Annotated in this window: 25 protein-coding genes; 17 read left to right on the top strand and 8 right to left on the bottom strand. The window is 62.4% G+C overall.

Annotated elements, in window-relative coordinates:
- Window positions 1-67: 67 nt before the first annotated feature.
- Genes ACN5AZ_RS03915 through ACN5AZ_RS03905 form a run of 3 tightly spaced genes read right to left on the bottom strand, consistent with a single transcriptional unit; the run spans window position 68 to window position 2,623 of the window.
- Window positions 68-1,003, bottom strand: a complete 936-nt coding sequence (locus ACN5AZ_RS03915) for a tyrosine recombinase (protein ID WP_419427550.1) — start codon at window positions 1,001-1,003, stop codon at window positions 68-70.
- Window positions 1,000-2,451, bottom strand: a complete 1,452-nt coding sequence (locus ACN5AZ_RS03910) for a hypothetical protein (RefSeq protein ID WP_419427549.1) — start codon at window positions 2,449-2,451, stop codon at window positions 1,000-1,002. Before ACN5AZ_RS03910 ends, ACN5AZ_RS03915 begins: the two co-directional genes overlap by 4 nt.
- Before the next feature lie 22 nt (window positions 2,452-2,473).
- Complete coding sequence (locus ACN5AZ_RS03905; RefSeq protein ID WP_419427548.1) at window positions 2,474-2,623, bottom strand: hypothetical protein; 150 nt, start codon at window positions 2,621-2,623, stop codon at window positions 2,474-2,476.
- 90 nt (window positions 2,624-2,713) lie between these two features.
- Here ACN5AZ_RS03905 and ACN5AZ_RS03900 point away from each other — a divergent pair, with 90 nt between their 5' ends.
- Window positions 2,714-3,310, top strand: coding sequence for a shikimate kinase (locus ACN5AZ_RS03900; RefSeq protein WP_419427547.1), 597 nt, complete (start codon window positions 2,714-2,716; stop codon window positions 3,308-3,310).
- A complete protein-coding gene (aroB, locus tag ACN5AZ_RS03895) occupies window positions 3,307-4,419 on the top strand; it encodes a 3-dehydroquinate synthase (protein WP_419427546.1) in 1,113 nt (370 codons plus the stop codon). The genes ACN5AZ_RS03900 and aroB overlap by 4 nt, the downstream gene beginning before the upstream one ends.
- 76 nt (window positions 4,420-4,495) lie before the next feature.
- On the opposite strand, the gene ssb is transcribed toward aroB, so the two are convergent.
- Complete coding sequence (gene ssb, locus ACN5AZ_RS03890; protein ID WP_419427545.1) at window positions 4,496-5,011, bottom strand: single-stranded DNA-binding protein; 516 nt, start codon at window positions 5,009-5,011, stop codon at window positions 4,496-4,498.
- A gap of 242 nt (window positions 5,012-5,253) precedes the next feature.
- Between ssb and ACN5AZ_RS03885 the strand changes: the two genes are divergently transcribed.
- Together ACN5AZ_RS03885 and ACN5AZ_RS03880 are read left to right on the top strand one after the other, a co-directional pair.
- Window positions 5,254-5,808, top strand: coding sequence for a lytic transglycosylase domain-containing protein (locus ACN5AZ_RS03885; protein ID WP_419427979.1), 555 nt, complete (start codon window positions 5,254-5,256; stop codon window positions 5,806-5,808).
- 302 nt (window positions 5,809-6,110) lie between these two features.
- Window positions 6,111-6,866 (top strand): hypothetical protein, encoded by a 756-nt coding sequence (locus tag ACN5AZ_RS03880; protein WP_419427544.1) that lies wholly within the window; start codon window positions 6,111-6,113, stop codon window positions 6,864-6,866.
- Here the strand turns inward: ACN5AZ_RS03880 and ACN5AZ_RS03875 are convergent.
- From ACN5AZ_RS03875 to miaA, 3 genes are all read right to left on the bottom strand, one after another.
- Entirely contained in the window at window positions 6,863-8,572 is a 1,710-nt protein-coding gene (locus ACN5AZ_RS03875; RefSeq protein WP_419427543.1) for an ABC transporter substrate-binding protein, read from the bottom strand. The two genes, ACN5AZ_RS03880 and ACN5AZ_RS03875, sit on opposite strands and share 4 nt — an antisense overlap.
- An 88-nt stretch (window positions 8,573-8,660) precedes the next feature.
- Complete coding sequence (locus tag ACN5AZ_RS03870) at window positions 8,661-9,527, bottom strand: helix-turn-helix domain-containing protein (RefSeq protein ID WP_419427542.1); 867 nt, start codon at window positions 9,525-9,527, stop codon at window positions 8,661-8,663.
- Window positions 9,528-10,436: a tRNA (adenosine(37)-N6)-dimethylallyltransferase MiaA gene (gene miaA, locus ACN5AZ_RS03865; RefSeq protein ID WP_419427541.1), complete on the bottom strand. Its 909-nt coding sequence runs from the start codon at window positions 10,434-10,436 to the stop codon at window positions 9,528-9,530.
- A gap of 114 nt (window positions 10,437-10,550) precedes the next feature.
- On the opposite strand from miaA, the gene pyrH reads away from it, so the two are divergent.
- Complete coding sequence (gene pyrH, locus ACN5AZ_RS03860; RefSeq protein WP_419427540.1) at window positions 10,551-11,285, top strand: UMP kinase; 735 nt, start codon at window positions 10,551-10,553, stop codon at window positions 11,283-11,285.
- A gap of 62 nt (window positions 11,286-11,347) precedes the next feature.
- On the opposite strand, the gene ACN5AZ_RS03855 is transcribed toward pyrH, so the two are convergent.
- Window positions 11,348-12,352 (bottom strand): GlxA family transcriptional regulator, encoded by a 1,005-nt coding sequence (locus tag ACN5AZ_RS03855; protein ID WP_419427539.1) that lies wholly within the window; start codon window positions 12,350-12,352, stop codon window positions 11,348-11,350.
- A gap of 194 nt (window positions 12,353-12,546) precedes the next feature.
- Here ACN5AZ_RS03855 and frr point away from each other — a divergent pair, with 194 nt between their 5' ends.
- The 12 genes from frr to lpxB all read left to right on the top strand — a co-directional run bounded on the left by frr (window position 12,547) and on the right by lpxB (window position 24,158).
- On the top strand, window positions 12,547-13,107 hold the full coding sequence (gene frr, locus ACN5AZ_RS03850; RefSeq protein ID WP_419427538.1) for a ribosome recycling factor: 561 nt from the start codon (window positions 12,547-12,549) through the stop codon (window positions 13,105-13,107).
- A gap of 264 nt (window positions 13,108-13,371) precedes the next feature.
- A complete protein-coding gene (gene uppS, locus ACN5AZ_RS03845; RefSeq protein ID WP_419427537.1) occupies window positions 13,372-14,100 on the top strand; it encodes a polyprenyl diphosphate synthase in 729 nt (242 codons plus the stop codon).
- Entirely contained in the window at window positions 14,097-14,894 is a 798-nt protein-coding gene (locus tag ACN5AZ_RS03840; RefSeq protein WP_419427536.1) for a phosphatidate cytidylyltransferase, read from the top strand. The genes uppS and ACN5AZ_RS03840 overlap by 4 nt, the downstream gene beginning before the upstream one ends.
- A gap of 16 nt (window positions 14,895-14,910) precedes the next feature.
- A complete protein-coding gene (dxr, locus tag ACN5AZ_RS03835) occupies window positions 14,911-16,098 on the top strand; it encodes a 1-deoxy-D-xylulose-5-phosphate reductoisomerase (protein ID WP_419427535.1) in 1,188 nt (395 codons plus the stop codon).
- A 12-nt stretch (window positions 16,099-16,110) separates the two neighbouring features.
- On the top strand, window positions 16,111-17,460 hold the full coding sequence (rseP, locus tag ACN5AZ_RS03830; protein WP_419427534.1) for an RIP metalloprotease RseP: 1,350 nt from the start codon (window positions 16,111-16,113) through the stop codon (window positions 17,458-17,460).
- 193 nt (window positions 17,461-17,653) lie between these two features.
- Window positions 17,654-17,785 (top strand): hypothetical protein, encoded by a 132-nt coding sequence (locus ACN5AZ_RS03825; RefSeq protein ID WP_419427533.1) that lies wholly within the window; start codon window positions 17,654-17,656, stop codon window positions 17,783-17,785.
- 203 nt (window positions 17,786-17,988) lie between these two features.
- Window positions 17,989-20,340: an outer membrane protein assembly factor BamA gene (bamA, locus tag ACN5AZ_RS03820; RefSeq protein WP_419427532.1), complete on the top strand. Its 2,352-nt coding sequence runs from the start codon at window positions 17,989-17,991 to the stop codon at window positions 20,338-20,340.
- 3 nt (window positions 20,341-20,343) lie between these two features.
- The gene (locus ACN5AZ_RS03815; RefSeq protein WP_419427531.1) at window positions 20,344-20,937 is read left to right on the top strand and encodes an OmpH family outer membrane protein; all 594 of its coding nucleotides are present in this window, start codon (window positions 20,344-20,346) and stop codon (window positions 20,935-20,937) included.
- 71 nt (window positions 20,938-21,008) lie between these two features.
- On the top strand, window positions 21,009-21,470 hold the full coding sequence (gene fabZ / locus ACN5AZ_RS03810) for a 3-hydroxyacyl-ACP dehydratase FabZ (RefSeq protein ID WP_419427530.1): 462 nt from the start codon (window positions 21,009-21,011) through the stop codon (window positions 21,468-21,470).
- Window positions 21,467-22,252 (top strand): acyl-ACP--UDP-N-acetylglucosamine O-acyltransferase, encoded by a 786-nt coding sequence (gene lpxA, locus ACN5AZ_RS03805; RefSeq protein WP_419427529.1) that lies wholly within the window; start codon window positions 21,467-21,469, stop codon window positions 22,250-22,252. The genes fabZ and lpxA overlap by 4 nt, the downstream gene beginning before the upstream one ends.
- Window positions 22,252-23,031: an LpxI family protein gene (locus tag ACN5AZ_RS03800; RefSeq protein ID WP_419427528.1), complete on the top strand. Its 780-nt coding sequence runs from the start codon at window positions 22,252-22,254 to the stop codon at window positions 23,029-23,031. Before lpxA ends, ACN5AZ_RS03800 begins: the two co-directional genes overlap by 1 nt.
- Window positions 23,028-24,158, top strand: a complete 1,131-nt coding sequence (lpxB, locus tag ACN5AZ_RS03795; RefSeq protein WP_419427527.1) for a lipid-A-disaccharide synthase — start codon at window positions 23,028-23,030, stop codon at window positions 24,156-24,158. The genes ACN5AZ_RS03800 and lpxB overlap by 4 nt, the downstream gene beginning before the upstream one ends.
- Window positions 24,159-24,448: the final 290 nt, after the last annotated feature.

Raw genomic sequence — 24,448 nt, 5'->3', positions numbered from 1 at the left:
CCTATACAAGTCTTGCAAGGGTTATGGGGTGCGCGGGCGCATCCTTCAAGTGGGGGGCTGTGCGGGGCTAGTCCTTGGCCAGCGGATGGTGATCCATGACCAGCTCACGCAGGCGTTCTTGCAACACATGGGTGTAGATTTCGGTGGTCGCCACATCCGCATGGCCCAGCAGCGTCTGGATCGACCGCAGGTCGGCGCCATTGGCCAACAGATGCGTGGCAAAGGCATGGCGCAGGGTGTGCGGCGTCACCTTCGCCGGAGAAACGCCCGCCTCGACCGCAAATTCCTTGATCAGCATGTAAAAGGCGTGCCGCGTCAGGTGCCCCGCCTTGCCGTGCGAGGGGAACAAAAACGGCGAGAGCGGCTGTCCGCGTGTTTTCTGTGCGGCCTCTTCGGCGCCATCGCGGTGGTCCAGCCAGACGGTCAGCGCCTCGCGTGCGGGCGGCGAGAGCGGCACCATGCGCTCCTTGTCGCCTTTGCCGCGCACCAAAAGCATGCGTGGATCACCGCGCGCCGAGGACACGGGCAAGGACACCAGTTCGGTCACGCGCATGCCAGTGGCGTAGAGAACCTGCATCAGGCAGGCATTGCGCGCGCGGTCGGCGGGGCCACGGCCATGGGCCTCGGCGGCGTCCAGCAGTCGGTCGACCTCTTCGGTGGTCAGCGTTTTGGGCAGGCGTTTGTCGCGCCCCGGGCCGCTGATCTGCACCGCTGGATTGTCTTCGCGCAGGCTTTCCTCAAAGGCGAAGCGGTAAAGCTGCTTGATCGCCGACAGGCGGCGCGCGCGGGTGGCGCGGGACAGCCCTTCGGTGTCGCAATCCACCAGATAGGATTCGATGTCGTCGCGGCTGGCGTCTGTGAAATCGCGCCCGCGTCCGGCAAGCCATTCCGCCACATGGGTCAGGTCACGGGCATAGGCGGCCAGCGTATTGGCGGCGGCTCCACGCTCGGCGGCAATGGCATCGAGAAACAGGGGAACCCATCGGGCGGCGGGAAGGGTCATTGTAACGCGCGCTCCGCATCAAGGATCATCAGCTCCAGCGAGGCGCGGCGGGCCACGTCCTCCAGCCCGACGGCGCGCAGGGTGGCCAGACCATCGGTCAGATCCTGCGGGTTGCCGTCTGCGCCGGAGGCAAACAGCGCCATGGCGCGCAGGATCACCTCGCCCAATCGCCCCTCGGCCAGTTGGGCGCGCAGCACCTCGGGCATGGCCGCATCGCCAAAGGCATCGGCAATGGGGGCCGCATGGGGCAGGCTGTCAGGCAGGCCGGTCGGTGTCTCGCCCTGTGCGATGGCGGTCAGAAACGTGGCCTCCGCACTGTCGTCGCTAAGCTTTGCGGCCAGTTCCTCGTAATCGCTGGATAGAAACACCATGCGACGCAGGGTTTGCGCACTGCGCGGGGCCAACCCTTTGTCCAAGGTGGCTGTGGCGAACATCTCGGCAAAGGGGGACAAGAGCCGCGCATGCGCCATCTGCGTCCACACAGGGCCAAGCGCCTGAGACGCCGCATCACTGCTGCCGGTCAAAAGCGCTGTCTCAAAGTCCTGCAAGGCTGCGACGCGGTCCCAAATCCCGCCAGAGGCCGCAGGGCTGCGCAGCGTGTACAGGCCCAGCAGGCGGTTGGCGGGCAGGCTGTCGGCGCGGGCCAGCCGTTCGGCCGCCTCGATCTGGGCGCGCCAGCCATTGTCGCCGCCGAGGTCCAGCACCGCAAAGGGCAGCGGCAGCGGGGCCGTGGGAAGCGGCTCGCCCAAGGCCTCGAACAGGCGGAATTCCAACGGGGTGGGCCGGACAGGTGGCAGCAGCGCCGTGTCATCGGCCAGCTCAGGGTCCAGAAAGCGGGTCAACAGTTCGGCCCGGCGGGCCGTGATGTCGCCAAGCGCCTGACCGGTATTCAAGATCAGCGCCGCGCGCTGCCAATCGCCGGAGCGCGCCGTGCAAAACACGCGCAAGGACAGATTGTCGGTCAGCGAGGGCTGTTGATCCAAGGCGCGGCAGACCGGTTCCGTCTCGCCCAGCAGCATCGACAAATCGACCCATGTGCCAAACAGGCGCGGATCCTCGACGCCTGTGATCTCTAGAAGCGCGAGCGCCTCTTCCAGCGCGCCTTGGGCCACCAGCCATTCGAGCCGCGCGGACAGGAAATCAAGCTGGCGATCGCTGGCGGGCGGCTGCGCCTCTGCCAGCAACAGGGTCTGCATCAGGCGCGTCATCGCAGGCACCGGCAGATCGACGGCGGCCACCAGAGTGGCCAGCGCGCGCGCGTCCGAGGTCCGCCAGATGGTGTCCGGCAGGCCGGTCGTGGCCGTCCCCAACAGGCCCGCAGCCCCGATGTTGACCGCTGACAATGACTGGCTTTCCACGGCAGGGGGCAGGGCGCTTTCGGACACGGGCTCGGCCTGCGCAACCAGAACCGTCGGCGCAGCAATCAAGGCCCATGCGATGTGCCGCACCTTCCGGCCCGCCGGTGTCATTTTAAGAATCATCAAGCTGGACAGGCACCCGGATCTCGGATTGCGGAGGGCTGAAATCCGCGCCGAAGAACGGGCCGACATAGGCATAGGCCACAAGGGCCAGTGCCGCCAGCACCAGAAGATAGAACAGCCATTTGATCAGTCGGCTCATGCGCACCCCTGCCTCAGGTTTTTTCGCTTTATACCTAGCCTTTTTGTCCGGTTCACGTCATTCACGCAACAGGCAAGAGATGGGCAAGGAATGGCCGAAGGGACAGATCACAAGGGTTTGACTGCTGCGGGTGCGCCGTCGGTGGTGTTGCACAAGACGATTGTTTTCGTCGGAATGATGGGTGCGGGCAAAACGGCGGTGGGCCGTGCGCTGGCCGCGCAGCTTGGCGTGGCCTTTCGCGATTCGGATCACGAGATCGAGGAAGCCGCGCAGCGCAGCATTGCAGAGATCTTTGCCCGCGATGGCGAGGCGTTCTTTCGCCGCAAGGAAACGCAGATCATCGAACGGCTGCTCAAGGGCACGCCGGGGGTTCTGTCCACCGGCGGCGGGGCCTTTATGAGCGAAGCCAACCGGCGGATGATTTCGCAAATGGGCGTGTCGGTCTGGCTGGACGCGGATCTGGATCTGCTGTGGGAAAGGGTGCGCCATAAGGACACCCGCCCGCTGCTGCGCACGCCCGATCCCAAGGCGACCCTGCAGGGCCTTTATGAGGCGCGTGTGCCCGTCTACCGGCAGGCCGATATCGCCGTGGCGTCAGAACCCAAGCTGAGCGTGGATGCCATGGCAGACCGCGTGACGCAGGCCTTGTTGCGCGAACGCCCCGACGTGATGGAGACAGTGACATGATCGATACAGTGGCGGTGCCCCTTGAGGGGCGGGAATATGATGTGCGTATCGGGCAGGGTCTGCTGGGCCGCGCCGGGGCGGAAATTGCCCCGCTCTTGGCGCGACCGCGCGTGGCCATCGTCTCGGACGAGACCGTGGCGGCCAAACATCTCGCGACCCTGCAGGCGGCCTTGCGCGCCGAATCCATCGACAGTGTGGCCATGACCCTGCCTGCGGGCGAGGGCACCAAAAGCTGGCCGTTCCTTGGGCAGACCGTCGAATGGCTGCTGGAGCAGAAGGTCGAACGCCGCGATGTGGTCATCGCGCTTGGCGGCGGGGTGATCGGGGATCTTGTGGGCTTTGCCGCGGCGGTGCTGCGACGTGGCGTGCGCTTTGTTCAGATCCCCACGTCGCTTCTGGCGCAGGTCGACAGCTCTGTGGGCGGCAAGACCGGCATCAACACTGCTCAGGGCAAGAACCTCGTCGGCAGTTTCCACCAGCCCAGCCGCGTGTTGGCGGACATTGACGTGCTGGACACGCTGACGCCGCGCGATTTCCGCGCCGGCATGGGGGAGGTCGTGAAATATGGCATGCTGGGCGATGCGGATTTCTTCGAATGGCTGGAACAGAACGCTGCCCGCGTAATCGACGGCGACGCAGAGGCGCGCCAATACGCGGTGCGCCGCTCGGTCGAGATGAAGGCAGAGATTGTTCTGCGGGATGAAACCGAACAAGGCGACCGCGCCTTGCTCAACCTTGGGCATACGTTCTGCCACGCATTGGAAAAGGCGACGGGCTACGGCGATCGCCTGTTGCATGGCGAAGGTGTGGCCATCGGCTGTGCGCTGGCCTTTGATCTGTCCGCGCGTTTGGGTCTGTGCCCGCAAGAAGACCCCAGCCGCGTGCGCGCCCTTCTGGCAGAGGCGGACATGTGTCGCGACCTCAAGGCGATCCCCGGTGAGCTGCCGGATGCAGAGGCGCTGTTGGATCTGATGGGGCAGGACAAAAAGGTGATCGACGGGCAGTTGCGGTTCATTCTGGCCCGCCGGATCGGTGCGGCCTTTGTGACGTCGGATGTGCCACGCGAGGCGGTTCTGGACTTGCTGACGGAACAGCTGTCCCAGCGCTGAAGACCATTTTCTTTGGACGAATGAAAAAGGCCCGTGGCGCTGTGCCACGGGCCTTTTTGATAACGTTTTTCGTCAGTTAGAACGGGATTTCGTCGTCGATGTCGCGGGCCGGTGCACGCGAAGGGGCAGAGCCGCCGCCGCCACCGTAGCTGTCACCGCCACCACCGTAGCTGTCACCACCGCCGCCGTAGCTGTCGCCGCCACCGCCATAGTTGCCACCACCGCCGGAGCCGCCGCCGTTCGGGCCGTCCAGCATGGTCAGCGTGCCGCCGTAGCCCTGCAGCACAACCTCGGTCGAGTAGCGGTCCTGGCCGGACTGGTCCTGCCACTTACGGGTTTGCAGATGGCCTTCGATATAGACCTTGGACCCTTTGCGCAGGTATTGCTCTGCCACGCGCACCAGACCTTCTTGGAAGATCGCGACCGAATGCCATTCGGTCTTTTCGCGGCGCTCGCCGGTGTTGCGATCCTTCCACGTCTCGGAGGTGGCAATGCGCAGGTTGCAGACCTTGCCGCCGTTTTGAAAGCTGCGGACTTCGGGGTCGCGTCCCAGATTGCCCACCAGAATTACCTTGTTCACGGAACCGGCCATGTCTTTCCCTCTCGAAACCTAGAATCGCATCGGCGAATGTCTGCCGTTTCTAACGGAGCCTCGGACTGCCGTAAACGCCGGGGCGGGGCAGGGGTTCCCGTTTGTGGATTTGTCGGCTAGTCTCCGCGCAGTTTCGGGACGCGATGCAAGGAGACAGGCCCATGACGGGGACAGGTTCTGGCACTTCCGCGCGCGGTTTTGGTTTGCTGGGCGCGGTTTGCGCGTTGGTGTTTGCGGGGCAGATGACTGTCGCGGAAACCCTGTCGACCAAGAATCGCGCCATGTTGTTTTCCTCACAGACCAGCGTTCTGGATAGCCGGGCGGCGAAACAGTATAACAATTCTGTCCGTCTCCAGCCGCCAAAGGTGGTGACACCGACGAAATACGGCAACGCGGGCGAAAGCGCGGATATCCCTAAATATCGCGGGCGTTATAACGGTCCCTACGCCACGATGGCACGGCTGGCGGCCCAGAAACACGACATCCCCGAGGATCTGTTTTTGCGTCTTGTCAGACAGGAAAGCGGGTTCAACCCAAAGGCGTTGTCGCACAAGGGGGCCATCGGTCTGGCCCAGCTGATGCCCGCCACCGCCAAAGAGCTGGGCGTCGATCCGCATGACCCGCAGCAAAACCTTGAAGGCGGGGCAAAATACCTGCGTATCCAATATCGCAAGTTCGGGTCGTGGAAGCTGGCCCTTGCGGCGTATAATGCAGGTCCCGGCGCGGTCGAAAAGCACAATGGCGTTCCCCCGTATCGCGAAACGCGCAACTATGTGAAGAAAATCTGGGGCAGTTGACGGCTTTGCTGTCCGGTCTTCTTTACCGACAATTGTTGACGTAAACCTTTGCTTCATCGGTGTCTCGCATCCTCCGCACAGTGAGCGGATTGGATGGATTGATGCGACGGTGGTGGCACAGGATAGTGGTATGTCTGGCGGCATGGTGTGTGCTGCTGATGTGCCTTGCGCCGTCAGTGTCTGCGCAGGATGCGCGCTGCGGCCCGCCGCCTGAACTGGCTGACTTGCTTGATACGTTGTCACGTTTGCCATCACAAAGCGGCCAGATAGATGCAGATTTCGCTGCGCGATTATCCGCAGACATGCGTGGTTTGTCCGAACAGAAGCTTTTGCGCGATTTGCATGAAGCGCGGTTGGAGGTTCTGGCCGATAGCGCGCGACAGCTCACCACGCAAGGCGCGCGGCTGGCGCAAATTGGTGCCCCTTATGACGGGCGCGCGATCCGCACCATGTTGCGGGCGTTTGGCAATCAGCTTCGGCTGGCCTGCTCCCATGCAGAGAACCGCGACAAGGGACCGTTGCCCGACGGGCTGTTCGGGCAATTCACTGAGGATCGCGTGGATTGGGACAACGTCAACCGGTTGCTGGAAGAAAAACCCCATGTGATTGGCGCGATGGCTTTGGTGGCCATGCTCGCCGTGATCGCACTGATGTGTGCGATTGATGCGGCGATACGCTGGGGCTTTGCGCGTGCATTGGACCGTCGATCCTGCCGTATCGTCGCCACCCTGTACGTGGATGACCGGGCCTGTGACGGTCTGATCGTGACCTTGGGGCGGGGCGGATTTCGGTTTCAATTAACGACAGGAGAAGACCTGCCAGATGGAAGCACGGTGCAATTGCAGGTGCGTGGTCATCCGGTAGTGGACGCGGTGTCGACACGTACACAAGCGGATCTGGTTGACTTGCGATTTGTTCAGGCTTTGAGAGCGCCGGAACATGCCAAATTGCTGGCACGTTCCACGATCTCACCCTTTCCCGTGCGCAAAGCCACTTTTCCCAAACGGGAAGAAAACATGGCCCCTGCGGTCGCGAGCGTTCAACAGCGTCCGCCCTAATCGCTGTCAGGGAGGTTGGCGTCATCGACCGGTGCGCCTGCGCGGAACCCCAGACGATAGGGGTGCAATTCTATGGTCGGATGCATTTCTGCGCCAACCACATCGGACCGCATATGCCGGTACAAGGATCGCCAGTAGGGTTGTATGATCACGTGATCTTCGCGCAAAATGGTCTGAAGTTCTGCCATAACACCGATACGGTCACGCGCTTCGGCAATCGACAGCGCCTCGTCGATTTTGGCGTCAAAGTCGGGATTGGCGTAGCCGCTTTCGTTCCATGCCGCACCCGACCGATAGCCCAAAGCAAGCGGTTGGATGCCCAGCGGACGGTGGTTCCATTCGGTGATCGAAAACGGATAGCGCACCCAGTCGGCCCAAAAGGCGGAGCCGGGCAGCACCTGCCGCCGGACCTTCACCCCCGCGTCACGCAACTGCGTGGCCACCGCATCAGCCGTCTTGCGGGTAAACCCATCGTCAAGCGAGACCAGAACATGTTCCAGATCCTCCAATCCCAGTTCGGCAATCGTCGCGGCGGTGCCATCGGGGTCAAACACGGCTGGCCCGATATCGGCGAAATCGGGTTGGATCGGCGCGACATGGTGGTTCGCGGCCACGATCCCCTGATCGTCATAGCCAAGCTCTAGGCAGATCGCGTTGTCCACCGCCTGCACCATCGCGCGACGCAGCGCGGGGTCGGCATAGATCTTCTGGCCATCCACCATCGCCTGCTGGTTAAAGCGGACAACAACGGTGGCACTGGTGGCCACGTCCGAACGCCGCAGGCCAAGTTCATCCGCGACGCCAATAAATTCGCCGACGTTCTGATACAAAAGGTCGACTTCGTCGGCCTGTATAGCGGCAATCCAGGATGCAGGATCGGTGCCATAGTCGATGAATTCGATCCGCTCCAATGTCGCGCCGCCATAGCCCTCGGCAGAGTGGCCCCACCAGTCATGTTCATCGTTGCGCACCAGTACAGCGCGTTCGCCAAAAACGTAGCTTTCGGGCAGATATGGGCCGGTGCCCACCGGGTTGGTCAGCATGGTTTCCGGCGTATGGCTGCTGTGGACTACGGCGGCCGGGTAATCCGCAAGGTTGACCATAAGCGTCACGTCAGGACGCGACAGGTGCAGCCGGACTTGCATCGGGGTGACGATCTCCACCGCGTCGGGCCGCAACTGGCCCGTGGCGGGATCAATCAGCGCCCCTAGCCGCGCGGCCATGGAATTGCCCTCGACCGTGGTGTCGGCCCAATATGCAAAAACCCGTTGAACATCCTCGGCGGTAAAGGGCTCTCCGGTTGTCCAAGTCACGCCTTCGCGCAGATGGAGCAGATATTCGGTGGCGTTGTCGTTGACCTCCCAGTCTCGCAGCAGCATGCCGTGCAATGACCCGTCGCGGCGGTATTCCACCAGATATTCCAGCCACCCGCGCGCGAAATTGGCGATCTGCGTCCAGTCAAAGGTGCGCGGATCCTTCATCGGGCGCACCTCTTGCTGGATACGCATGGTGCGTTTTGTCTGGGCGGCCGCGATATCCTGCGCGCGCGCAGGCAGGCCGCCCAACGTATAGGCGAGTGCGGCTGGCACGCCCAAAGCCGTGATCCGGGTCAGAAACTCCCGTCGTGACAGCCGGCCATGTTCGAAATCCGCCAATTGCGATCGGGCCACGCGCGGCAGGCGGCGGGGATCGGTCTTGGTCGTCATGGCGGTCTCCTTTGGCGGATGTCAGAGGATCATATGATGCGAAGCGCTGCGGCGACCACACCCATTTTGCCCGGCGGTTATGACAGTCTCAGGCTCGGGCGGATTTGCGCAGGGCCGAGGGCGATTGCCCCGTGTGTGCCTGAACAAAGCGGGTGAAATAGGCGGCAGACGAAAAGCCGAGCGAGGCGGCCACATCCTTGAGCGGGGGTTTGGGGCTTTGCAGCGCGACGCGGGCCGCATGCAGGCGGCGTTCCGACAACAGGTCAGCGGCGGTTTTGCCGCAACAGCGTCTGCAGACCCGCGTCAAATGTGTTGCTGTGACGTCCAGCGCATCGGCATAGGCTGCGATGGTGCGGGGGCTGCGAAAGTGTTGTGACAGATCTCGGGCAAATCGTTGCGCCAAGCGCTGTGCAGCACCGGCTGGGCGGCTCTCCGCAGCACCGGCGGTGATCTGGCGCTGCAACCAGATGCCCAGCAATGTGGCGCGCGCCTCCAGCGCGTCTTGCATCATGGGTTGGCGCGCGTGCAATTCGCGCTGCATCGCGTCAATTTCTGCGGTCAGCTCTGCCTGCGCGCGCCCATCACGGATCGGCAAGATCACAGCGTTTGCAGGTTGGTGCGTCCCGGGCTGTGGTGGCACCTGTGCGTAAAGCGCCTGCGACCCCGGTTGCAGCTCAACTGAAAACAGCGTCCCCGCAGGCAGCCAGATCGCGTGATGCATGGACACACCGCGCAGCACGCCATTCACCATGATGCGGCCTTGACCCTTGGTCAGCCAAAGCAGCAGGCTGTCTTCGCGGTCATGGGCCAGATGGTAGCGCCATGGCGCAGCCTGCAGTTCGGGCATAAAAGATCCCGCGCGGATCGGACGGTGCAGATGCACCGGTGCGGGCGGCATCGGATTGTTGAGAAAACCGGGACGGGGCATGGCGCGGATATCCGTGGCGAAGGGCAATCAGCCGTCCAGATCGTGCGGGCCAAGGCGCGACCATTGCGACATACGCGATTTGAACCACGTCCTTTGGCGTTTGGCAAATTGTCGGGTCAGGACCGTGGCGCGCTCGCTGGCCTCGGACAAGGTCATCTCGCCCCGTAGGTGCGCGATCAGCTCTGCCGCGCCGATGGTCTTGGCCGACGGCAGGGCAGGGTGCCATGTGTCCAGATTGGCGCGGGCCTCGTCGAGCGCACCCTCTTGCAACATCAGGTCAAAGCGCCGTTCGATCCGCGGGGTCAGCCAGTCCTTGGGCGCATCCAGAACGAACTTGTGACACTGATTTGCGGGCAGCAAAGGGGGCGGCGTGTCCCGCTGCCAGGCGCGCAAGCCCCGTCCCGTGGCGCGCAAAACCTCCCACGCCCGTTGCACCCGCATCGGATTGCGCAGATCAATGGCGGCGGCGGTCTCGGGGTCCAGATCGGCCACCATGGCCTCCAGACCTTTGGTGGCCAACAGATCGTCGGCGGTGGTGCGGATGTCGCTTGGCACGGCGGGAATCTCGGCCAGACCGTCGGTCAGCGCGGTGAAATACAGACCGGTCCCGCCGGTGATGATCGGGCGGGGTCCGTCCCGCAGCAAGGGGCGCAAATCCCGCAGCCAATCGCCCACCGAATAGGCGTGGGTTCCGGGGATGTGACCGTATAACATATGGGGGGCGCGCGCCTCATCCGCAGCAGAGGGACGCGCGGTCAGCACGCGCCAGTCGTCAAAGACCTGCAAGGCATCCGCATTTATGACCGCCCCGCCTTGCCGCTGTGCGATTTCCAAGGCCAAAGCCGATTTCCCCGAGGCTGTCGGCCCCGCAATCAGCACCGGACGCGTGGGGTCCAATGCATCAATCTGTCGAAGCAGTGCCTGTGACAGGGGCATAGGGGGGAATCCTTTTGAAAGTGGCGGCAATTCGGGGCACTGAGCCATTGCACAGGAACGGGTTTTGCGCCAGAAGTGGCGCAAATTTACCCCCGACCGAAGATGGAGCGCAACATGAGCGAGAGCGAAACCACGCCCGCGACCACCTATAATCGTGTCATGCTGAAAATTTCGGGGGAGGCGCTGATGGGAGATCAGGGCTATGGCCTGCACCCCCCGACCGTCGAACGCGTCGCGCGCGAGATCAAGGCGGTGCATGATCTGGGCACCGAGATCTGCATGGTGATCGGCGGCGGGAACATCTTTCGCGGCCTTGCCGGGTCTGCGCAAGGGATGGAGCGCACCACCGCCGATTACATGGGGATGATGGCGACGGTGATGAACGCGCTTGCCATGCAATCCGCGCTGGAAGGTCTGGGTGTGTTCTGCCGGGTGATCTCGGCCATTCGCATGGATGAGGTGGCCGAGCCCTACATTCGCCGCCGCGCCGTGCGCCACCTTGAAAAGAAGCGGATCTGCATTTTCGCCGCCGGTACGGGCAACCCGTATTTCACCACCGACACCGCTGCGGCGCTGCGCGCCTCCGAGATGGCCTGCGAGGCGATCTTGATGGGCAAGAACGTCGACGGGATCTACGATTGTGATCCCAAGACCAACCCAGACGCCAAACGCTTTGACGAGATCACCTATGACGAAGTGCTGCGCGACAACCTGAAGGTCATGGATGCCTCGGCGATTGCGCTGTCACGGGACAACAAGATGCCGTTGGTCGTGTTCTCTTTGGATGAGCCGGGCGGTTTCCGCGGCATTATGGAGGGCAAAGGCACCTTCACCCGTGTCATTCCCTGACCGAAATCCGTCATTTCCTGCATGAACAGCGCGCCGCGAGGGAATTTCGCGGCGCGTTTTCGTTACGCGCTTTGTGTTCGCGCCGGTTTGGCACCCGATGGTTGGGACGCGGCGCTGGCCTGTTCCCAACTCTGTACGGCCTTCGTAGGGCGGCGCTTTTGGGCCGCCCGTTCCGCGCGCGGGGGCTTGCCAAAATGACTGCGGTAACTGCGTGTAAAGGCTGAAGGCGAGGCAAACCCGGTGGCAGAGGCAATTTCCTGCACAGAAAGGGCCGTATCCTCGACGAGTTGCGCCGCCCGCCGCAAGCGGATGTCGGTGTAAACCTGCATCGGGGTTTTGCCCATCGCCTTGTCACAGCGCAGGCGCAGTTGTTTCATGCTGAGGTCCAGTTCGGCGGCGATGCGGGGCAGGGGCAGCGGGTCGTGCATATGGGCGGCCATGATGGATTGCATCCGCTGCATGACCGGATCGGCGCTGTCTGTTAGACGTTGCCGGTCGCTGTGGTCGGCAAGGCGGCCAAGGGCCATCGCCTCGCCGGTTCGGGCGGCCAATGCCGGTGATTGTGCACGCGCGATCCAGTCCAGCAGCGCCTCTGCCGCAGCCAGCCCGCCGGTGGAGGTCAATCTGTTGCGGTCAAACACATGCGTTCGACGGGATCGGGACACCGCAGGGTAGCTGCGATCCGGGTCGGGCGGCAGCACCGCCTCGCGCCCGTCGAGCATCCCCAAGCGCGCAAGGATCAACGCCCCTTGATCCAGACCGGCCAGCGTGGCGCCCGCCGCCTCTGCGCGGTGAAGAAAGCCGCGCAGACCCATCGGCAGATGGCCCAGCGGATCGGGACCAGCGCACAGCACCATCAGATCGAAGCCCTGCGCACCCTCCCAATCCTGTGCATCCGCAGCGATTTCCGTCCCGTCGGAGGCGGTCACAGGTGCGCCGGTCACCGTGCGGATTCGGCAGGTGAACAAGGGTTGGCCCGCACAGAGATTGGCAATGCGCAAAGCTTCGCGGATCAGGACATAACCCAGCATCGGAAAGCCGGGGAACAGGATGATGCACACATGCATGGTAAATCCGCCGTGGTCTTTTCAGGTATGAAATCTGGTGCTTCGGGCATCAGCGCGGCCCGTAAACCCTGTTTGCCACGGGATGTGTTAACGTACCCTTATGATTAACGGCGCTGCGGCTAGGTCATTGATCTAATGCGCGGGACAAGCTACGTCTGCGCATCAACACAGGTCTGGCAACGAGGCAAACGCGCATGTCCGAAGAATTCGAACTCGACACCGATGATCTCCAGCGTCGCATGGAAGGCGCCATGAGCAACCTGAAGACGGAATTCGCTTCGCTGCGGACCGGACGGGCCTCGGCATCGATGCTTGAGCCGGTTCAGGTGGACGCCTATGGATCGATGACCCCGATCAATCAGGTGGGCACGGTGAACGTCCCCGAGCCGCGCATGGTGACGATCAACGTCTGGGACAAATCCCTGGTCGGGAAGGTTGAAAAAGCGATCCGCGAAAGCGGCCTTGGCATCAACCCGCAGCTGAATGGCACGATCATCATGTTGCCGATCCCCGAGCTGAACGAGGAACGCCGTCGCGAACTGGGCAAGGTCGCAGGTCAATACGCAGAACACGCCCGTGTCTCTATCCGCAACGTGCGCCGTGACGGCATGGAACAGATCCGCAAGGGCAAGGACAGCATGTCCGAAGACGATGTGAAGCTGTGGGAAGGCGAAGTGCAGGAGCTGACCGACCTCTACATCAAAAAGGTCGACACCGCGCTGGAAACCAAACAAGAAGAAATCATGCAAGTTTGATTGACGGGCCCCGCGCAAGCGGGGCCAAGCGTTTGGTCAATCAAAGGGCTGCGTTCCGAAGGATGGCGCCACTCGGCGCCCCTGCAAATCCTAAAGATTGTTGACGAAAGCGGGCCAATCGGTCCGCTTTTTCGTGTCTTGCGGTAAATCCGCGTGAACGCATTGCGATGTGTCGCAATTCATCCACTTCCCCTTTGGCACTGGCGCGGCTTTCGTCTAAGAGGGGGGCCTAAGCGCTAAGATCACCAACCGGGAGGACCCTCCATGACCGCCAAGCCACGTCCCGCCGATGCAGGGCCGCGCCATGTGGCGATTATCATGGATGGCAATGGCCGGTGGGCGACGATGCGGGGACGTCCGCGCCTGTTCGGACATCACGCCGGAGCGCGGCGCGTGCGCGAGATCGTCGAGGCCTGCAAAAGCTGTCATGTGGACTATCTGACGATCTTCGCCTTCTCGACCGAGAACTGGCGGCGCACACAGGTCGAAGTGGCCGGGCTTATGAGCCTGTTCCGCCGCTACATCATGAAAGAGATGCAGGCCTTCGTGAAAGAAAACGTCCGCGTGCGTTTTATCGGGGACCGTCCCCGTCTGGATGACAAGCTGCGCGGTCTTATGGACGAAGCCGAACGCATGACAGAGCAGTGCACAGGCACCAATCTGACCATTGCGCTGAATTACGGCGGGCGGGACGAAGTGGCCCGTGCCACCAAAAGACTGGCAGAGGACGTGGCCAACGGGTCGCTTCTGCCACAAGACATCACCGAGGAAACCTTGCCACGCTATCTCGACACACATGTTCTGCCGGACCCCGATCTGGTGATCCGCACCAGTGGTGAGGCGCGGATTTCCAATTTCCTTCTGTGGCAGTCGGCCTACGCGGAATACGAATTTGTCGACACGCTGTGGCCGGACTTTACGCCCGAGGAATTCGCTCGCCTGTGCGGTGCCTATGGCAAGCGGGATCGCCGCTATGGCGCGGTGAAGGCATGAGCGCACATCGTTGGGACGACCTGCGGGTGAGGCTGGCCTCTGCCGTTGTGATGATCGTTGTGGGCGTGTTTGGCGTGGCCATGGGCGGCTGGGTGTTCCACGTCCTGATCGCGGCAGCCTCCGGCGTGATGGTCTGGGAACTGGTGTGCCTGCTGGACACGGGCCGCCAACGCACACAGTACATTCTGGGCATTGCGACCTTTGTTGTGGCGATGGCTGCCATCCGCTTGCCGGGCAGTTTCGCGCTTCCGCTGTTGATGGTGCCTGCGATGCTGGGCTTTGCCCGGATGGAGCAGGGGGCCACACGTTATGGCGTGTTCACCACGCTGATTGTGTTTGCGGGCTTCGGCATGATGAGCCTGCGTGATGATCTTGGGCTGATCTGGATGCTGTGGCTGATCATCACGGTCGTTGTCACCGATGTGTTCGGCTACTTTGCCGGGCGTGCCTTGGGCGGGCCGAAATTCTGGCCCAAGGTCTCGCCGAAAAAGACGTGGTCGGGCACGGCGGCAGGGTGGATCGCGGCGGCGCTGGTGGGTCTGCTGTTCGCATGGATCACCGGGGCCAGCGTCGGTCTGGCGGGCATTTCGGTTGCTGTCAGCATGGCCAGCCAGATCGGCGATATCGCCGAAAGCGCGCTGAAGCGGAAAGCAGGGGTGAAGGATTCGTCGTCCTTGATTCCCGGTCACGGCGGATTGCTGGACCGGTTTGACGGCATGTTGGGGGCTGCGGTGTTCCTTGTCTTTGCCACGCAGATCGTCGATTTCCCGCCGGGCCTGCCGGTGACCCCCTGAAGATCGGGATCGGATCATGAGCAGCGAACAGACACGGCGGCGGGTTTCGATCTTTGGCGCCACGGGCTCCATCGGGCAAAGCACGATCGATCTGATTGCCCGTGCGCCGGACGCCTATGACGTTGTCGCCCTGACCGGGGGACAGAACATCGCGCAGCTCGCACGCGATGCGATCCGGCTGGGCGCGCAGGTGGCCGTGACCGCCGATGCGGCGCGGCTGCCGGATCTGCAACAAGCGCTTGCGGGCAGCGGGGTCGAAGCCGCAGCAGGACGCACCGCGCTGGTCGAGGCGGCGGACCGTCCGGCGGACTGGGTGATGTCGGCGATTGTGGGCGCTGCCGGGCTGGAACCGGGGTTGCGCGCCTTGCAACGCGGGGCGACCTTGGCGCTGGCCAACAAGGAAAGCATGGTCTGTGCCGGTCCTTTGATGCTGCGCACGGCGCAGGCCCATGGGGGCCGGTTGCTGCCGGTGGATTCAGAGCATTCGGCCGTGTTTCAGGCACTGATTGGCGAGGATCTGGACGCGGTGGAGCGTGTGATCATCACCGCCAGCGGTGGCGCGTTTCGCGATTGGCCGGTCGAGGATCTGGCCCATGCCACGCCGGAACAGGCCGCGACGCATCCCAATTGGGACATGGGGCAGCGGATCACCATCGACTCTGCTTCGATGTTCAACAAGGCGCTGGAGCTGATTGAAACCAAAGAGTTCTTTGGCCTGTCGCCGGATCAGATCGAAACCGTGGTGCATCCAGAAAGCATGATTCACGCCTTGGTCGGTTTTAACGACGGGGCCTTGATGGCGCATGTGGGCGCGCCGGATATGCGCCACGCCATCGGTTTTGCACTGCATTACCCGGAGCGCAAACCGCTGCCGGTCGAACGGCTGGATCTTGTGGCGCTGGGACAGATGACGTTCCGCCCGGCCTGCGAGACCCGTTGGCCCGCTTTGCGACTGGCGCGCGAGGTGATGGAGGCCGGTGGTTTGAACGGCGCGGCCTTCAACGCCGCAAAAGAGATCGCGCTTGATGCCTTCATTGCAAAGCAGATCGGGTTTACACGCATGGCGGAAGTTGTCGAAGAGGTTCTTAACCGTCTTTCGACGCAGCTGTGTCACATTGATGACCTGTTTGACCTTGATATGGTCGTAGAGGCTGACCATCTCGCCCGTACGCAGGCGCGGCAGGTCATCGCGGAAGACACCTAAAAGGGGCTGATTTTGGATTTTATGGCACTGACCTCCGGTTTTGGCGGATTTCTCTTCACTGCGGTGTTCTTCATCATCGCTTTGTCGATCATCATCGCCATCCATGAATATGGCCATTACATCGTCGGCAAGAAGTCCGGCATTTTCCCCGAGGTGTTCAGCCTTGGCTTTGGACCGGTGTTGTGGTCGCGGGTCGACCGTGACGGCACGAAATGGCAGCTGGCGGCGATCCCCTTTGGCGGTTTTGTCAAGTTTCGCGGTGACGGGAATGCCTCTGGCGCCTTGGCCGAAGAGGGCGTGATGGAGAGCATGGATGCCGCAGAACGCCGCAGCACCATGATCGGCGCGCCGCTGTGGGCGCGGGCGGCAACTGTCGCTGCTGGGCCTATATTCAACTTTGTGCTGTCGATTGTGATCTTTACGGCTGTGTTCCTGTATCGTGGGGTGGCCGCCGATCCGTTGATCGTCGACGAGCTTAAACCCACGCCCTACACGCAGGAATTGCGCGAGGGCGATCAGGTGCTGGCAATTGAGGGGGTTGATCTGCCCTCGCAGGATGATCTGCTGGCCTATTCGACCTTTCTGAACAACCTCCCCGAACAGCCGCTGCTGGATTACACCGTGCTGCGCGATGGCGCGGAAATCACCGTGGCGGGCCCCTATCTGCGCGCGTCGATTGTGGGTAGCGTGGTGCCCCGATCCGCTGCGATGGATGCCGGCTTGCAGGTGGGCGATGTCATCACCCATCTCAACGGTGAAGAGGTGTTCGCCTTTGCCCAATTGCCGGAGGTGATCGAGGCGTCCGAAGGTGCGCCGGTTGAATTGGAAATCTGGCGCGACGGCGAGGTTTTGACCAAAACGCTCGAAGCGCGCCGCGTGGATGAACCCTTGCCCGAGGGGGGCTTTCGCACGGTCTACCGGATCGGTCTGGGCAGCGGTCAGGTGTTCGAGCCCGAGACCGTGACACCGTCCTTTGGCGATGCGCTGTGGGGCAGCGTCGAACAGGTGGGCACCATCATGTCGGGGTCGGTGTCCGGTCTGTGGCATATGGCGACGGGGGCGATCAGCTCTTGTAACCTGTCTGGGCCAATCGGCATCGCCGAGACTGCGGGCGATATGGCCAGTCAGGGTACGCTTGATTTCATCTGGCTGATTGCGGTGCTGTCCACGGCCATCGGCTTGCTGAACCTCTTCCCGATCCCGGTTCTGGATGGCGGGCATCTGGTGTTCTACGCCTACGAGGCCGTGTTCCGTAAGCCGCCGAGCGAGGCCGCGCTGAAGGTGCTGATGTCCATGGGGCTGACCATTGTGCTGGGCATGATGCTGTTTGGTCTGTCCAACGACCTGCTGTTCTGCCCGTAAGTTACGGGGAAAAATCAACCCGATGCACCGCTGCACCCCCCGTGTGGCGGTGTTTTCGTTTACGGTTCCTACCCATGCGACGGTTTCTGCCGGGTTTTGGCAACAAATGGCACGGTCTGCGCCTCAATCCCGTCCAAATCATTTGGCATTTCAGGGGAACGACACTCACCTCCTGATTCCAAGGACCGACCAAATGCAGACCCTGACCGCCGGTTACCGCAGCATGAGCCTGCTGATCAGTATCAACTATGATCGGCTGCTCTACATTTGCACCATCGTCTTTGCCCTGTTCTTCGGGGCGTATCTGGGAACTTTCGCGGGTTAATCCGCAGAAAGGCCCAGCCCGAACACCAGATAGCGTAGGGCGCGGTCACGCAACCGCGATCCCTTGTCCGGTCATTGGATTTTTTCCGCGCATCGGCTTTTGACAAGGTGCCGCAATCCCGATACTCACGACGCCAAGGGATGTCGAAGTGGATTGCGAAAATGGCCGAAGTCATTTCCGCGCAAATTGCGCAGAAAAAACCAATGAACAAAAACCGCTGCCGCATCGTCGAGGCCGTCTGCCTGTCGATGGCGATCGGTCTGGGTGTGGGCGCCACAAGCGTGGTCATTCCACAGGCGGCCTATGCGCAGTCCTACAGCTTCTCCAACGTCGAGATTCAGGGCAACCAGCGGGTCGAAGCCGGCACCATCCTGACCTATGCGGGCATCGCCCGCGGTCAGCGTGTCAGCGCGGGACAGTTGAACGACGCCTATCAGCGCATCCAGGACTCCGGCCTGTTTGAAAGCGTCGAGATCACGCCGCAGGGCAACACGCTCGTAATTTCGGTTGTAGAATACCCCACGGTCAACCGGATCGTGTTCGAGGGCAATAAGCGCATCAAGGACGAGGATCTCGCGCCCTTGGTGCAAAGCCAGACCCGCCGTGTCTTTAGCCCGCGTCTGGCGGAGCAGGATGCACAAAGCATTTCCGAGGCTTACGTGGTGCAGGGCCGTCTGGCGGCACGCGTCGCGCCTAAGGTGATCCGCCGTGCCGACAACCGCGTGGATCTGGTGTTCGAGATCTTCGAAGGCGGCGTCTCTGAGGTGGAGCGCATCGGCTTTGTCGGCAACACGGTCTACACCGACCGTCGTCTGCGCCGCGTGGTCGACACCAAGCAGGCCGGTCTGCTGCGCGCGGTCATCCGCAAGGATACCTTCATCGAGGACCGCATCGAGTTCGACAAGCAGTTGCTGAACGATTTCTACATGTCGCGCGGCTACGTGGATTTCCGCGTGACCGGCGTGAATGGCGAGCTTGCACAGGAACGCGACGGCTATTTCGTGACCTTCAACGTCGAGGAAGGGCAGCAGTTCAGCGTGGGCAACGTCACGGTGGCCTCTGACCTGCCGGACGTGGATGTGGAGAAATTTCAGAACGCCCTGCGTCTGCGCCCGGGCGTGACTTACAACCCGATGCGCGTCGAGAACGAGATCGAACGTCTCGAAAAGCTGGCCATCCGCGAGGGGCTGAACTTCGTTCGTGTCGATCCGCGCATTGACCGCAACGACCGTGATCTGTCGCTTGATGTCACCTTCGAGCTGGTGCGCGGCGAGCGTATCTTTGTCGAACGGATCGATATCGAAGGCAACTCCACCACGCTGGACCGTGTAGTGCGCCGCCAGTTTGACGTGGTCGAAGGGGACCCGTTCAACCCGCGCGCCATCCGCGAAAGCGCGGAACGCATTCGGGCGCTTGGCTTCTTTGCCAACGTGAACGTCGATGCGCGCGAAGGGTCATCTCCGCAGCAGGTTGTGATCGACGTGGACGTCGAGGAACAGCCGACCGGCTCGCTGTCCTTTGGTGGCAACTACTCGTCCTCCTCGGGCTTTGGTGCGGCGATCTCCTTCTCGGAGCGTAACTTCCTCGGCCGTGGGCAGACCTTCGGGTTCAACATCAACACGGCCTCGTCCTCGCGCAGCTACGGGCTGACCTTTGTTGAACCGGCCTTGCTGGGCCGTGATCTGGCCTTTGGTGTAACGGCCAATTTCGCGGAAACCGACAGCCTTGGCACCGCGAATTACGACACGACGACCGGCCTGTTCCAGCCGTCGCTGACCTTCCCGTTGTCGGACAATGGCCGTTTGCAGGTCCGTTATTCGCTCAATTACTCCGATATCGAGGCGGAAGATGCCATTGGCGCGGATACCTCTGATCCGGGCGTGATCGCGACCGAGGCTGAAGAGGGCGAGCGTTTCGACAGCGGCATCGGCTACACCTACACCTATGACACCGCGCGGGCGGGGCTGTCTCCGAACAGCCGTGTGCGTCTTGAATTCGGTCAGGATTTCGGCGGCTTGGGGGGCGATACCTCTTATGTGCGCACCTCCGCCAAGGCGATTGCCCAGACCCGCGTGTTCAGCGAAGAGGTCACATTGCGGGCCACGCTGGAAGGGGGGGCGCTGCACTACTCCGAAGGGGAAAGCCGCGTCACCGACCGTTTCCAGACCAGCCCCAACATCATGCGCGGCTTCTCTTACGCGGGGATTGGCCCGCGTGAGATCGGCGCAGACGGTGACGATGATCCGCTGGGCGGCAACTTCTACGCCGTCGCGCGGTTCGAGGCCGAGTTCCCGCTGGGCCTGCCCGAGGAATACGGCATCGCCGGCGGTCTGTTTTACGATGTGGGTTCTGTCTGGGGTGTGAACGACGGGGCCAACGCCGCATCGGGCAGCTCCATCGTGTCGTCGGATTTCGAAGCCCGTCACGTGATCGGTTTCTCGATCCTGTGGGACAGCGCGCTTGGCCCGCTTCGCATGGATTTCGCGGAACCGCTGGTTAAAAACGACTACGATGACGTGAAGAACTTCAACCTGACCGTCTCGACCCAGTTCTAAGCCATGCGTGGGCTGTGTCTGAGCCTGTCCTTGATGATCGCCGGGATCACCCCCGGCGGTCTGGTCGCGCAGGATGCGCCGCCTGAGGCGCGCAGCTTTCAAAGCAGTGTGTTGGTCATCGATTTCGAACGCGCCTTTCTGCAAAGCGCCTTTGGCCGCGCCTTGAACGCGGAGATAGAGGCGGCGGGTGCCGAGATTGCCGCAGAAAACCGTCGGATCGAAGAGCAGCTGGCCGAGGAAGAGCAGCGGCTGACGGATCAGCGCGCCTCAATGGATCCAGCCCAGTTTCGTCTGCTCGCCGATGCTTTTGACGCCAAGGTGCAGCGCCTGCGCGCCGAACAGGACGCCAAGGCCGAGGCCCTGGGCACGCGCGGCGACGACAGCCGACGCGATTTCCTGCAAGCGGCACGGCCGGTGATCGAACAGATCATGCGTGCCACCAATGCGGTTGTCGTGCTGGAACGCCGCAATGTTTTGATCGCTGCGGACTACGTCGATATCACCGACAACACCATTGCGCTGATTGATGCGGGCCAGCCCGAAGAGGCGGCCCCGACCCCTGACGCAGACAGCGAGGCCGTGCCGACGGACCCGTGATCGGTCCCGTCGGCTTGCCCCTTTGGCGCCGCCTTGCTACTGCAAAGAGCAAACGACAAGAGAGCCAGACCATGAGCGACGATCTTCTTACCGCCGACATCCAGTTGATCCAGCGGATCATTCCGCACCGCTATCCGTTTTTGCTGGTGGATCGGGTGATCGACATCAACGGCACGCAAAGCGCCGTGGGCATCAAGAACGTCACCATGAACGAGCCGCATTTTCAGGGCCACTTTCCCGGATTGCCGATCATGCCCGGTGTTACAATCGTCGAAGCTATGGCGCAGACCACGGCTGTGATGGTGGGCACAGCACTTGATCTGGCGGACAAGGAGCTGAAAGTGTTCTTTATGTCGATCGACAAATGCAAATTCCGCCGCAAGGTGGTGCCCGGGGATCAGCTGCGGATGCAGGTCGAAACCCTGCGCGGCAAACCCGGTGGCAAGGTCTGGAAATTCGGCGGCACAGCCACCGTTGACGGTGAAATCGCGGCAGAGGCCGAATTCACCGCCATGATGGAGCTGCCGGCGTGAGCGATCTGATCCACCCGTCAGCGGTGATCGAACCGGGCGCCCGCATTGGCGAAGGCGTCCGCATCGGTCCGTTCTGCCACATCGGCCCCGAGGTGACCCTGCACGACAGGGTGGAGCTGAAAAGCCACGTGGTCGTCACCGGCAACACCACCATCGGCGAAGAGACCGTGGTCTTTCCCTTTGGTGTCATTGGCGAAATTCCCCAAGATCTGAAATTCCGTGGCGAGAAAACATCGCTGCGGATCGGCAAACGCAACCGCATCCGCGAACATGTGACCATGAACACCGGCACTGAAGGCGGTGGTGGTGAAACCGTGGTGGGCGATGACGGCCTGTTTATGGCGGGCTGCCATGTGGCGCATGATGTGCGGGTCGGCAACAAGGTGATTTTGGTCAACAATGTCGCGCTGGCGGGGCATTGCGTGATCGAGGATGACGTCATCGTTGGCGGTCTGTCTGGCGTGCACCAGTGGGTGCGCATCGGGCGCGGGGCCATCATCGGCGCGGTGACCATGGTGACCAATGATGTCATTCCTTACGGGCTGGTGCAGGGCCCGCGTGGCAAGCTCGACGGGCTGAACCTTGTGGGGCTGAAACGGCGCGGGGTGGCGCGTTCGGACATCACCGCCTTGCGCGCGGCATTCCAGATGCTGGCGCAAGGGGAGGGCGCGTTTCAGGATCGCGCGCGCCGTTTGGGCGATGAAACGCAAAGCGATTACGTCCGCGAGATCGTCGAATTTGTGCTGGGCGACACGGACCGGTCGTTCCTGACGCCGCACTGATGCTGGCGCTGATCGCCGGACGGGGGGATTTGCCTGCCGCCGTTGTTGCCGCCTATGGCGGGCCGGTGGTGGTCTGTTCGTTGACTGGCAACGCACCCGAGGGGCTGGCGGTTGATCGCGAATTCCGGATCGAACATCTGGGCACCCTGTTGCATTGGCTGCGGGGGCGCGGAGTGACAAGCGTTTGTTTTTGCGGTGGAATTGCACGACCGGAGCTGTCGTTACGGCGGATCGGATGGCGCACTTGGCCTTTGGTGCCGCGTGTCGTGCGGGCCTTGCGTCGTGGCGACGATGGCGCGTTGCGCATCGCCATGGCGATCTTTGAGGACGCTGGCTTTGCCATGGTGGCAGCGCATGAGGTTGCGCCCAGCCTGCTGCCGGAGGCCGGGGTCTGGGGCGTCTTGCCCGATCTGGGTGATCTGCCCCCCTTGGGTGACCGCGTGAGCGCGGAACAGGCGGCGGCGGATCTGGGGCAGGCCTGTGTCCTGCGTGGCGATGTTGTGCTGGCGCGTGAGAGTGACGCCGGGACGGATGCGATGCTGGACGGGCTTGAGGGTGCTCAGGGCGCTGTGCTGTACAAGGCCCCCAAGCCCGGACAGGACCGCCGCGCCGATTTGCCCGTGATCGGGCCTCAGACGGTGGCACGCGCGGCGACCAAAGGGCTGCGCGGTATCATCGTGGAACATCAGGGGGTTATGATCCTTGATCAGCCGCGCGTTCGGGCCTCGCTCGAGACGTCGGGCCTGTTTTTATGGATCCGGGAAAGGGGGGCCGCATGAGGATTTTCGTCACGGCGGGCGAGGCATCGGGCGACAAGCTTGGCGCGGCCTTTATGCGCGGGGTCAAACAGCTGCACCCTGAGGCAGAGTTTCGCGGCATCGGCGGCCCGTTGATGGAGGCCGAGGGGCTGGTTTCTATCTTTCCGATGGATGAGATTTCCATCATGGGGATCGTGGAAATCCTGAAGGAATACAGGGCCTTGAAGCGGCGCATCCGACAGACGGCGGATGCGGTTCTGGAGTGGAAACCGGATGTGTTGGTGACCATCGACCTGCCGGAATTTTCGCTGCGCGTGAACAAGCTGGTGAAGGCTGCGTCGGACATTCGGGTGGTGCATTACGTGGCGCCCACGGTCTGGGCGTGGCGTCCGGGGCGGGCGCAGAAGATGGTCGGCGTGGTCGATCAGGTTTTGGCGCTGCTGCCGTTTGAGCCGCCCTTTATGGAAGCCGTTGGAATCCCTTGCGATTTCGTGGGGCATCCTGTGGTGATGGAGTCGGTGGCCACCGCCGAGCAGGCCGCGGAATGGCGGGGCGCACAGGCGGCGGAGGGGCCGCTGTGTCTGGTTTTGCCGGGGTCGCGCCGGTCCGAGGTGGCGCGGCTGCTACCGGTGTTCCGCGAAGTCGTGGAACGGCTGGCCGCGCAAAGGCCCGACCTGCAATTTTTGTTACCAGCGGGGCGACAGGTTAAGACTGCGGTAACGGAGGCGGTCGCAGGCTGGTCCGTGCCGGTGCAAGTCATTGATCCTGAGGATGTTTCCGGCAAGCAGGCGGCATTCAAGGCGGCACATGTAGCGCTGGCGGCGAGTGGGACCGTGTCGCTGGAGCTGGCCGCCGTGGGCACGCCTATGGTCATTGCTTATGATATGTCGTGGCTGTCGCGGCAGGTCATCTCGCGGCTGTTGCTGGTGGACACGGTGACCTTGGTCAACCTCGTGAGCGAAACGCGTGAAGTGCCTGAATTCATTGGCAAAGACTGCGTGCCCGAGGCGATTGCCGAGGGTGTTTTAAAGGTGCTGGAGGCACCCGGCGGACAGCAGGCGGCGATGGACCTGACCATGCAGCGGTTGGGGCGTGATGGCGAGGAACCGGGGCTGCGGGCCGCGAAAGCTGTGCTTAACAAGTTGTGAATGGGTCAAAACCCGCTGTTCGTGATCGAAACCCGTGGGATATTTACCGTAAATGGAGCGCAGGGCGTCCAGATGTTGTGGCTGCCGCGCGGGCCGTCCGGAGGTTAACGGCGCAGTTCGCTCGAATTCATCAGATTTAAAGGTCCGAACCGACCGGTTTTGCGCATCAAACCGGTCGGTTGTAAAGGTTTCGGTCGTGGCGCGGGTTTTGCGGGAAAACGGGCCGGGGGAGGTGGGTTGAAAACCCACCCTACGGGCGACGGATGCGTTGGGAGGCTCGCCGCCTTGAA

This window comes from Sagittula sp. SSi028, assembly GCF_048553715.1.
GTDB lineage: Bacteria > Pseudomonadota > Alphaproteobacteria > Rhodobacterales > Rhodobacteraceae > Sagittula.
Note: the sequence above shows the minus strand (reverse complement) of the source record. Positions and strands in the feature narration are given on the sequence as shown.

What these genes read in the sequence shown, in the direction of transcription:
- ACN5AZ_RS03800 (WP_419427528.1), top strand. Translation starts at nt 22,252, where the DNA reads ATGCTGGCGCTGATCGCCGGACGGGGGGATTTGCCTGCCGCCGTTGTT.
- ACN5AZ_RS03875 (WP_419427543.1), bottom strand. Translation starts at nt 8,572, where the DNA reads ATGACGACCAAGACCGATCCCCGCCGCCTGCCGCGCGTGGCCCGATCG.
- fabZ (WP_419427530.1), top strand. Translation starts at nt 21,009, where the DNA reads ATGAGCGACGATCTTCTTACCGCCGACATCCAGTTGATCCAGCGGATC.
- ACN5AZ_RS03880 (WP_419427544.1), top strand. Translation starts at nt 6,111, where the DNA reads ATGCGTGGTTTGTCCGAACAGAAGCTTTTGCGCGATTTGCATGAAGCG.
- uppS (WP_419427537.1), top strand. Translation starts at nt 13,372, where the DNA reads ATGACCGCCAAGCCACGTCCCGCCGATGCAGGGCCGCGCCATGTGGCG.
- ACN5AZ_RS03915 (WP_419427550.1), bottom strand. Translation starts at nt 1,003, where the DNA reads ATGACCCTTCCCGCCGCCCGATGGGTTCCCCTGTTTCTCGATGCCATT.
- ACN5AZ_RS03900 (WP_419427547.1), top strand. Translation starts at nt 2,714, where the DNA reads ATGGCCGAAGGGACAGATCACAAGGGTTTGACTGCTGCGGGTGCGCCG.
- aroB (WP_419427546.1), top strand. Translation starts at nt 3,307, where the DNA reads ATGATCGATACAGTGGCGGTGCCCCTTGAGGGGCGGGAATATGATGTG.
- ssb (WP_419427545.1), bottom strand. Translation starts at nt 5,011, where the DNA reads ATGGCCGGTTCCGTGAACAAGGTAATTCTGGTGGGCAATCTGGGACGC.
- miaA (WP_419427541.1), bottom strand. Translation starts at nt 10,436, where the DNA reads ATGCCCCTGTCACAGGCACTGCTTCGACAGATTGATGCATTGGACCCC.
- lpxB (WP_419427527.1), top strand. Translation starts at nt 23,028, where the DNA reads ATGAGGATTTTCGTCACGGCGGGCGAGGCATCGGGCGACAAGCTTGGC.
- bamA (WP_419427532.1), top strand. Translation starts at nt 17,989, where the DNA reads ATGAACAAAAACCGCTGCCGCATCGTCGAGGCCGTCTGCCTGTCGATG.
- pyrH (WP_419427540.1), top strand. Translation starts at nt 10,551, where the DNA reads ATGAGCGAGAGCGAAACCACGCCCGCGACCACCTATAATCGTGTCATG.
- frr (WP_419427538.1), top strand. Translation starts at nt 12,547, where the DNA reads ATGTCCGAAGAATTCGAACTCGACACCGATGATCTCCAGCGTCGCATG.
- dxr (WP_419427535.1), top strand. Translation starts at nt 14,911, where the DNA reads ATGAGCAGCGAACAGACACGGCGGCGGGTTTCGATCTTTGGCGCCACG.
- ACN5AZ_RS03840 (WP_419427536.1), top strand. Translation starts at nt 14,097, where the DNA reads ATGAGCGCACATCGTTGGGACGACCTGCGGGTGAGGCTGGCCTCTGCC.
- ACN5AZ_RS03815 (WP_419427531.1), top strand. Translation starts at nt 20,344, where the DNA reads ATGCGTGGGCTGTGTCTGAGCCTGTCCTTGATGATCGCCGGGATCACC.
- ACN5AZ_RS03825 (WP_419427533.1), top strand. Translation starts at nt 17,654, where the DNA reads ATGCAGACCCTGACCGCCGGTTACCGCAGCATGAGCCTGCTGATCAGT.
- ACN5AZ_RS03885 (WP_419427979.1), top strand. Translation starts at nt 5,254, where the DNA reads ATGACTGTCGCGGAAACCCTGTCGACCAAGAATCGCGCCATGTTGTTT.
- ACN5AZ_RS03855 (WP_419427539.1), bottom strand. Translation starts at nt 12,352, where the DNA reads ATGCATGTGTGCATCATCCTGTTCCCCGGCTTTCCGATGCTGGGTTAT.
- ACN5AZ_RS03905 (WP_419427548.1), bottom strand. Translation starts at nt 2,623, where the DNA reads ATGAGCCGACTGATCAAATGGCTGTTCTATCTTCTGGTGCTGGCGGCA.